The sequence below is a fragment of the Rhizobacter sp. P3_B12 genome, assembly GCF_056402895.1.
This window is the reverse complement of record NZ_JBFUGN010000203.1, coordinates 1-7,953: the sequence shown is the minus strand read 5'-3', so window position 1 is coordinate 7,953 and position 7,953 is coordinate 1. Positions and strand designations below refer to the sequence as shown.

The following is a 7,953-nucleotide window of genomic DNA, read 5'->3' as shown; positions in this document are numbered from 1 at the left end:
GTGCAGGGCCAGCAGAGATGCCGCCGGGTACCGTTTGGCGAACTCGTCGATGCTGGCGTCATCGAGCCGGCGGACGAACGGCCCGCGCAGGTCGACGATGTCGGTCTGCCGGTTGCCGTCGATGCCGCGGCCCGCCAGTTCGCGGTCGAGCTGTGCACCCAGCAAGGCGCGGAAGGCCGGCGAGAAGCCGAAGGCCTGGGTCTGGACCGGCAGCACGATGACGCGCGGCGCGGTCTCGGACCGCAGCGCCAGCGCCGGCTCGCCGACGCGCAGCTGCGTGAGCTTGAGCGCCTCGCGGAAGTAGTCGGGCTGCGGCCAGGTGGCGGACAGGCTCTCGTGGGGGAACGCCGGCACCGGCCGGCGCGACTTGTTCATCGGGTACAGCGGGTTCTCGGCCTGTGCCGCAGCCGTCAGGCTCATGACGGCGCAGGCGAAGGCAGCGGCCCAGTGCCGCAGCGGGGTGTTCTTCATCGGTCCTCCCTGTTGTTCGAATCCGAGCCGCCCCGGGGACGGCTTCGCGAGCGACATTCTGTCAGCGCTGCGTGACGATCTCGATGCGCCGTGCGGCAGGTGCGGCGGCGCGCGCCCGCAACTGCCCGCAACCGCCCTCCACGTCCTGCCCCGCCGACTGCCGCAGCGTCGTCAGCACGCCGCGGCTGTGCAGCGTGCGCGCGATCGCCTCGGCGCGCTCTGCAGGCGGTCGGCGGAAGTCCAGCCCTTCGTTGGTGTTGTACGGGATCATGTTCATGATCGCGTACTTGCCGCGCAGCAGCCGCACGATGCCGTCGATCTCGTCGTCGCCGTCGTTGATGCCGTCGAGCAGCGTCCACTGGTACTGGATCGGGTAGCCGCTGGCGCGCGCATAGCGTTCGCCGAGTTCCACCAGTTCATCGGGCGCGATGCGCGGCGCGCGCGGCAGCAGCTGCTCGCGCAGGGCCGCCTTGGTGGTGTGCAGCGACAGCGCCAGCGCCGGCTTCACCGGGCCTGCGGGCAGGCGTTCGAACACCCGCGGGTCGCCGACCGTCGAGAACACCAGGCTCTTGTGGCCGATGCCGCCGGCGGTGCCGAGCAGCTCGATGGCCTCCATCACGTTGTCGAGGTTGTGGGCCGGCTCGCCCATGCCCATGAAGACGACCTTCTTCACCGGCCGGCGTGCGCGCGCCAGCGCGACCTGCGCGACGATCTCGGCGCTGCCGACCTGGCGCAGCAGCCCGTCGCGGCCGGTCGCGCAGAACACGCAGCCCACCGCGCAGCCGACCTGGGTCGACACGCACAGCCCGTCGCGCGGCAGCAGCACGCTCTCGACCGTCTGGCCGTCCGGCAGCTCGACCAGGAGGCGGGCCGAGCCGTCCTCGGCCGGGTGCTCGGAGCGCAGCCGCGCCAGGCCGTCGAGCTGCTGCACCAGCGCGGGCAGGGCCTCGCGCAGCGCGAGCGGCAGGAAGTCTTCCGGGCGGCGCTTGCCGGCGTCCTGCGGCAGCGCGCGCGACCACTGGCGCAGCACGCGTTCCTCGTGAACGGGCTTGGCGCCGTGGTCACGGAGCTGCTGGCGGATGGAGGCGATGCGCATGGGGGAACAACGAAAGGCGCCACAGTCTAACGGCGCGCGTCGAGGCGCACGTCGAGGCGCGCGTTGCGCGACACTCACGGCTTCGCCCCCACCGCCTTGACGTACGCCATGACGTTGCCCGCCACGCCCACGCCACGCTTCGACATCTTCTACAAGTACGACGCCCTGACCCAGCTGCTGTTCGACTACGCCGCCGCGCACCCCGGCCTGGTGCAGGTGCAGTCGATCGGCAAGAGCCACGAGGGCCGCGACATCTGGCTCGCGACCGTCACCAACACCGCGACCGGCCCCRACACCGACAAGCCCGCGTTCTGGGCCGACGGCAACATCCACGCCGCCGAGCTGACGGCCAGCACCACCTGCCTGTACTACCTGCACCACCTGGTGACGCACCACGGCCAGGGCGACGAGACCGGCCGCCAGGTCACGCAGCTGCTCGACACCCGCGTGATCTACCTGTGCCCGCGCATCAACCCCGACGGCGCCGAGCTCGCGCTGGCCGACCGGCCGCGCCACATCCGCTCGTCGACGCGCAGCTACCCGTACGACGAGGAGCCGGTCGAGGGGCTGACGCTGGAAGACGTCGACGGCGATGGCCGCATGCTGACGATGCGCATCCCCGACCCGCACGGCACCTACAAGAAGTGCCCACAGGACGAGCGGCTGATGGTGCCGCGCGAGCCCGGCGAGTTCGGCGGCGAGTACTACCGGCTGATGCCCGAGGGCCTGCTGAAGAACTACGACGGGCTGACCGTCAACGTGAACCGCGACCAGGAGGGGTTGGACCTGAACCGCAACTTCCCGTCCGCCTGGCGGCAGGAGTTCGAGCAGGTGGGCGCGGGCCCGTACCCGGCCAGCGAGCCCGAGGTGCGGGCGATGGTCGAGTTCATCCTGAAGCACCCGAACATCGGCGCGGCCATCAGCTACCACACGCACAGCGGCGTGATCCTGCGGCCGATGGGCACGCAGAGCGACGACGACATGATCCCGGAGGACCTGTGGTCGTACAAGCGCTTCAGCGCGCTCGGCGAGAAGCTCACCGGCTACCCGGCCATCAGCATCTGGCACGACTTCAAGTACCACCCGAAGGAGGTCATCACCGGCACGCAGGACTGGGTGTACGAGCACCTGGGCGCGCTGTTCTGGGTGGTGGAGCTGTGGTCGCCGAACAAGGAGGCCGGCATCAGCGGCTACAAGTGGATCGACTGGTTCCGCGACCACCCGGTGGAAGACGACCTGAAGCTGCTGAAGTGGAGCGACGAGCAGTGCGGTGGCCAGGCCCACGTCGAGTGGAAGCCCTTCCACCACCCGCAGCTCGGGCCGGTGGAGATCGGCGGCTGGGACAAGATGAACTTCTGGCGCAACCCACCGCCGCAGCTGCGCGAGCGCGAGGCGGCGCGCTTCCCGGCGTGGATGGACCAGATCGCGCTGAGCCTGCCCCGGCTGGAGCTGCTGCGCACCGAGGTGCGCGCGCTCGGCCCCGACACCTGGCGCGTGCGCCTGGCGGTGTGCAACAGCGGCTACCTGCCCGCGTACGTGAGCAAGCGGGCGCTGGCGCGCAAGACGGTGCGCGGCACGATGTTCGAGATCCACCTGCCGCCGGGCGATGCGACGGTGTCGCTGGTCAGCGGCAAGGAGCGCATCGAAGGCCCGCAGCTCGAGGGCCACGGGCCGAAGAGCACGCTGCAGGCCTTTTTGCCGACACGCGAGGTGACGGCCGACCGCGCGGTCGCGGAGTGGGTGGTGCGCGCGCCGAAGGGCACGCGGCTGGCACTCAGCGCGCGTGCGGACCGCGCGGGGGCGGTCAAGACCGAGGTGGTGCTCGACTGAGGTCGGGCTAGAAGTGGTACTCGGCCTTCAACGAAGGCGCCGACACCTTGGTGCCCGCCAGCGATGACGGGTTGCCGAACTTGTTCTTGATGTACTGGTAGCCGAAGCCTGCATAGAAGGTCTTCGGCGTGCCGGCGGCCGAGCCCACGTCCCACAGCAGGCCCATCTCGGTCCAGGTCTCGGCCGCGGTGTCGCCGCCGAAGCCGTCCTTGCCCTTCTCGCCGGTCCAGGTGCCCCAGCCCTTGAACACCGCCGGCAACCCGGCGTTGAAGTCGAAGCTCCACACCGTTGCGAGGCGCGGCGCCGCATCGAAATTCACGTGCGTGCCGGCGATCGAGTTGTTGTTGTTCTCCTTGTAGTACAGCAGCCCGAGCGTCAGCAGGCCCGGCACGTCGAACTCCACCTTCGGGCCGGCGATGTACTTCGTCAGGCCGGCGCCGAAGGCATCGTTCTTCGAGTTGAAGTCGAAGCCGAACTGGAAGCCGACATCGCGGATCGGGCCGAACTTCATCGGCTTGCCGCTGACCTTGCCGAAGCTCACGGTGTTGCTGTAGGTGGCATACACCTCGTGCGCGCCGCGGTCGCTGTTGTTGGCCGGGTTGTTCTCGTCGGAGGCCAGCATGTCGATCGAGAAGAAGTTGACGCCGTACTTGTAGCCGCCCACGTATTGCAGCGTCGCGACCTTCTTCTTCACGTCCGCGTCGCTGCCGGGTTCCTTGAACTTGGTGCCATAGGTGAAGCCGATGAAGGCGTCGCTCCATTCGGCGGCATGGGCGGCGGCGGCACAGGCGGCCAGCGCGGCACAGGCCGCGGCCTTCGACAGGGTTCGGGTACGCATGGGGAATCCTTCGGGATGGGGTTGGTGATGCGGCGGAACAGGCCGGCCCCTTCTCGACGCATGCCCCGGCTTGGCGCATGCGATCCCAATGGGTACCGGCTTGTATGCAAGTCAGCAAACCCCATGCCACCGGTGGGGTGGCTCAGCCCAGTTCGTCGCTCGATGCGCTGCGCGGCAGGATCGGCGCCTCGCTCATCGCCTGGCGCCACACCTTCTTCGGCAGGAAGGTGCGCAGTTGCTCGACGGCCTTGTCGAGCAGCTGCGGATGCAGCTCGTGGCCGATGCCGGGCAGCACGTCGGCGGTCACGTCGCCGCCGAGTGCGAGCAGGCGCTCGGCCGAATCGATCRCCGGGCCGCAGGGCAGCACCCGGTCGGCCATGCCGTGGAACAGGTGCACGGTGGTGTCCTCGGGGGCATGCCCGGGCGCGGTGGCATGGCGGCCGCTGAAGGCCAGCACGCGGCCGGCCAGCGCCGGCTCGGCCTGCACGGCCTCGAGCGCCATGATCGCGCCCTGCGAGAAGCCGGCCAGCGCGGTGCACGGCCACGACATGTTCAGCTGCTGCTGCACGCTGCGCACCGTCGCGATGAAGCGCGGCAGCGCCTCGGCGACGCGTTGCGGGCGGTTGTCTTCGGTGATGCCCTGGATCGAGAACCACTGCCAGCCGCTGCCGCCACCGGGCACGCCGTCGAATGGGTGTGGCGCGTCCAGGCAGACCACGGCCGCCTTCGGGTACTCGGCGACCAGCCGCTGCGCGAGCGGCGCCATGTGCGAGGCATTGGCACCGACGCCATGGAACAGCAGGAACAGCAGTTCGGGCGAGCCGTCGGCGGGCAGGTGGGCGAGGGCGGTGGCAGGCATGGGGCTTCTCCGGTCAACGTGGGAGTGTGATGTGGTGGCGCGCTGGCGCTGAGCAAGGGGTTTGAACGCAGCGTTCAATGTCTGCGGTCGCTTGTTGTCGAGCCTCGCAATTGAATTGCGATGGATCTCCACAATTCGCGTCGTGAGGCCCGGGAGATTGTCAACAATTGCCGTGTTGCCTCGACAGCCTCTTGTTACCGTCATTTCGTTCACGTCTAATCCGCCGGCCGCGCCGATGCAGTTCCTCCAGAGGATTCGCCGCGAGCACAGGTAGTCGGTCGAACACCGCAGGTGTTCACCGATGTCGAGGCGAGACGAGGAGCGTTCCGTGAAGAGCAGGAAGATGGCAGCGCTGATGCTGCTGATGGCGCACGCGTGCCTGGCGTGGGTCGGATCGGTTGCAGCGCAACCGATCACGCAGTACAAGGCGAGCTACAACTTTTCGACCCTTGTCTGGTTCGACTCGGTGCCTGCGTCCGTGAGCTACATGATCGGGCTCATGGAGGGCTGGAACGGCACCGATTGCTCGTCGGTGCGCAATGCGCCGGACGACTACACGATCCGCGAGTGCACCTACCTCGACCATGAGACCGACGGCGTGCACTTCCGCTTCCGTCAGGTCGTCGACACCCGCCACGGCGAAGAGATTCATCACTCCGACAACATCCTGGGCGGCACCTACGAGACCCGTGGCCCGTGGGTGATGACGCGCATCAAGGGCCCGCCGCGCAGCTGCCCGGCGCAGCTCCAGCCAGGCCACCCGATCCACCCGATCAGCGGCGGCAAGAGCCTGCGCGAGGACCTSGGCGTGGGCCGCATCGGCGGCCAGCCGCTGGTGGCGCTGTACGACACGATGAACCTGCCGCCGCAGAGCGCGCCGGAGGCGGCATCTGCTGCGGCGCTGGCCGCCAATGCGAGCGTCTCGTTCGGCGGATTCTGGCGCGGCAACCTGCACAAGCGCCTGATCTTCCAGACCGATGCCGCCCACGCGTTGCGCAGCGTGGTGGCCACGCGYGACGACGGCARCTGGCAGGGCTTCAAGCGCGACGACGCGGGGACCTGGCAGCCCGATGCCGAYGTGCCCGAYCGCCTGCAGCAGACCAGCGGCGGCTGGCGCTACACCGACATGGCCGCGCAATCCGAGGAGCTCTACGACACCGAGGGTCGCCTGCTCAGCGTGRKCTACACGAACGGCCACCGGCTGAGCTACAGCTACAGCACCGCAACCGACGGCACSCCCGAGCCGGGCCTGCTGACCGGGCTGCAGGACCAGACCGGCCGCCGCGTCAGCTTCAGCTACGAGTGGCCCGCGGGTGCACCCCGGGCGCGCATCCGCCAGATCACGAGCGATGCCGGCAGCAGCTTCATCGCCTATGACACCCATGGCAACCTGAGCCTGATCACCGACCCGGCGGGCAAGACGCGGCAGTACCTCTACGAACGCGGCGACCTGCCGTGGGCGGTGACGGGCATCGTCGACGAGCGCGGCGCGCGACTGGCCACCTACGGCTACGACCAGCGCGGCCTGGCCGTGGAGACGCAGTGGGCCGGCGGTGCCGACCACTACACGGCCGCCTACGCGACGCCGCCGAKSTGGGASRYGACCGACACCTACGATGCGGCCACCAACATCCTGTGGCGCGACCACCGCTGGGTGGCGCCGAGCGGGCTGACGCTGACCGACCCGAACGGCGCGGTGAGCGASATCASCACCACCGTCATCAACGACAAGGTGTACCTGACCGGGCGCAGCCARCCGGCGGGYGCGGGRTGYTCGGCCAGCACCAGCAGCCAGGCGTTCGATGTGAACGGCATCCTGAGCCGCCGGGAYGATTTCAACGGCACGAGAAGCTGTTTCGCGAACGACCTGCAGCGCAAGCTGCCGCTGACCACGGTGGAAGGGCTGGCGCAGACCGATGACTGCGGCAGTGCCATCCAAGCGAGCAGCCTGCCGGGCAACAGCCGCATGACCAGCACCGAGTGGCACCCGGACTGGCCGCTGCCGGTGCGACAGGCGGGGCCGAAGCTGCTCACGACCTGGGTCTACCACGGGCAGAGCGATCCGTTCAACGCCAACCAGATCGCCAGTTGCGCGGCGGCCGCTGCCTTGCCCGACGGCAAGCCGCTGCCGCTGTTGTGCAAGCGGGTGGCGCAGGCGACGCTGGACAACAGCGGGACCAAGCGCTTTGCGCTGGCCGGCAAAGCAGCGGTGCCGGCGGACCCGAACGGCGTGGATCCGAGCTACGCGAACGTGAGCCTGCTGCTGCACCTGGATGGCGGCAACGCGGCGGGGCTGGTCGACAGCTCGGTCAATGGCTACCCGGTCAGCGCCTTCGGTAATGCGGCCGTCAACACCGGGGCCGCACGCTATGGCAGTGGCGGCCTGGCGCTGGATGGCAACCAGGGCAGCTACGTGACCGCCCCGAGCGCGGCGCTGGACCTGGGCGCGAATGACTTCACCGTGGAAGCCTGGGTGCGGCTGAACGCCTACGGCAACTTCGCGACGCTGCTGAGCAACTACGGCAACGGTGGGGCGCGGGGCTTCGACATCCTGACCGGCCCCAACGGCTCGGTGGCCACGCGCTGGTCGCAGGATGGGTCGAGCGATGCCGGCAGCCTCTGGCATGCGAACCAGATCCCGCTGAACACCTGGGCCCACGTCGCGGTGGTGCGCCAGGGCACGGCGCTGCGTATCTTCCTGAACGGTGTGCCGAGCGCGCCGGTGGCGATCAACGGGGCGATCTACCCATCGAGCACGCCGGTGAACATCGGCCGCACGCCGGACACGGGCCAGGGCGTGTGGTACCTGAACGGCGCGGTCGACGAGGTGCGCATCACCCAGGGCGTGGCGCGCTACAC

At 69.3% G+C, this 7,953-nt stretch carries 6 protein-coding genes; 2 read left to right on the top strand and 4 right to left on the bottom strand.

The features are described from left to right. Both AC1D01_RS13375 and AC1D01_RS13370 read right to left on the bottom strand, forming a co-directional pair. Window positions 1-471 (bottom strand): hypothetical protein (locus AC1D01_RS13375; protein WP_477866926.1); only part of this gene is annotated, 471 nt, incomplete at its 3' end. A gap of 61 nt (window positions 472-532) precedes the next feature. Then, on the bottom strand, window positions 533-1,567 hold the full coding sequence (locus AC1D01_RS13370) for an RNA methyltransferase (RefSeq protein ID WP_477866924.1): 1,035 nt from the start codon (window positions 1,565-1,567) through the stop codon (window positions 533-535). 108 nt (window positions 1,568-1,675) lie between these two features. Here AC1D01_RS13370 and AC1D01_RS13365 point away from each other — a divergent pair, with 108 nt between their 5' ends. Further along, complete coding sequence (locus tag AC1D01_RS13365) at window positions 1,676-3,397, top strand: M14 family metallopeptidase (RefSeq protein ID WP_477866922.1); 1,722 nt, start codon at window positions 1,676-1,678, stop codon at window positions 3,395-3,397. A 7-nt stretch (window positions 3,398-3,404) separates the two neighbouring features. Here AC1D01_RS13365 and AC1D01_RS13360 read toward each other — a convergent pair whose 3' ends face one another. Next, window positions 3,405-4,235, bottom strand: coding sequence for an outer envelope protein (locus AC1D01_RS13360; protein WP_477866920.1), 831 nt, complete (start codon window positions 4,233-4,235; stop codon window positions 3,405-3,407). A 142-nt stretch (window positions 4,236-4,377) separates the two neighbouring features. After that, complete coding sequence (gene ypfH / locus AC1D01_RS13355) at window positions 4,378-5,094, bottom strand: esterase (RefSeq protein WP_477866918.1); 717 nt, start codon at window positions 5,092-5,094, stop codon at window positions 4,378-4,380. A gap of 328 nt (window positions 5,095-5,422) precedes the next feature. Here ypfH and AC1D01_RS13350 point away from each other — a divergent pair. Next, window positions 5,423-7,953 (top strand): LamG domain-containing protein (locus AC1D01_RS13350; protein WP_477866916.1); only part of this gene is annotated, 2,531 nt, incomplete at its 3' end.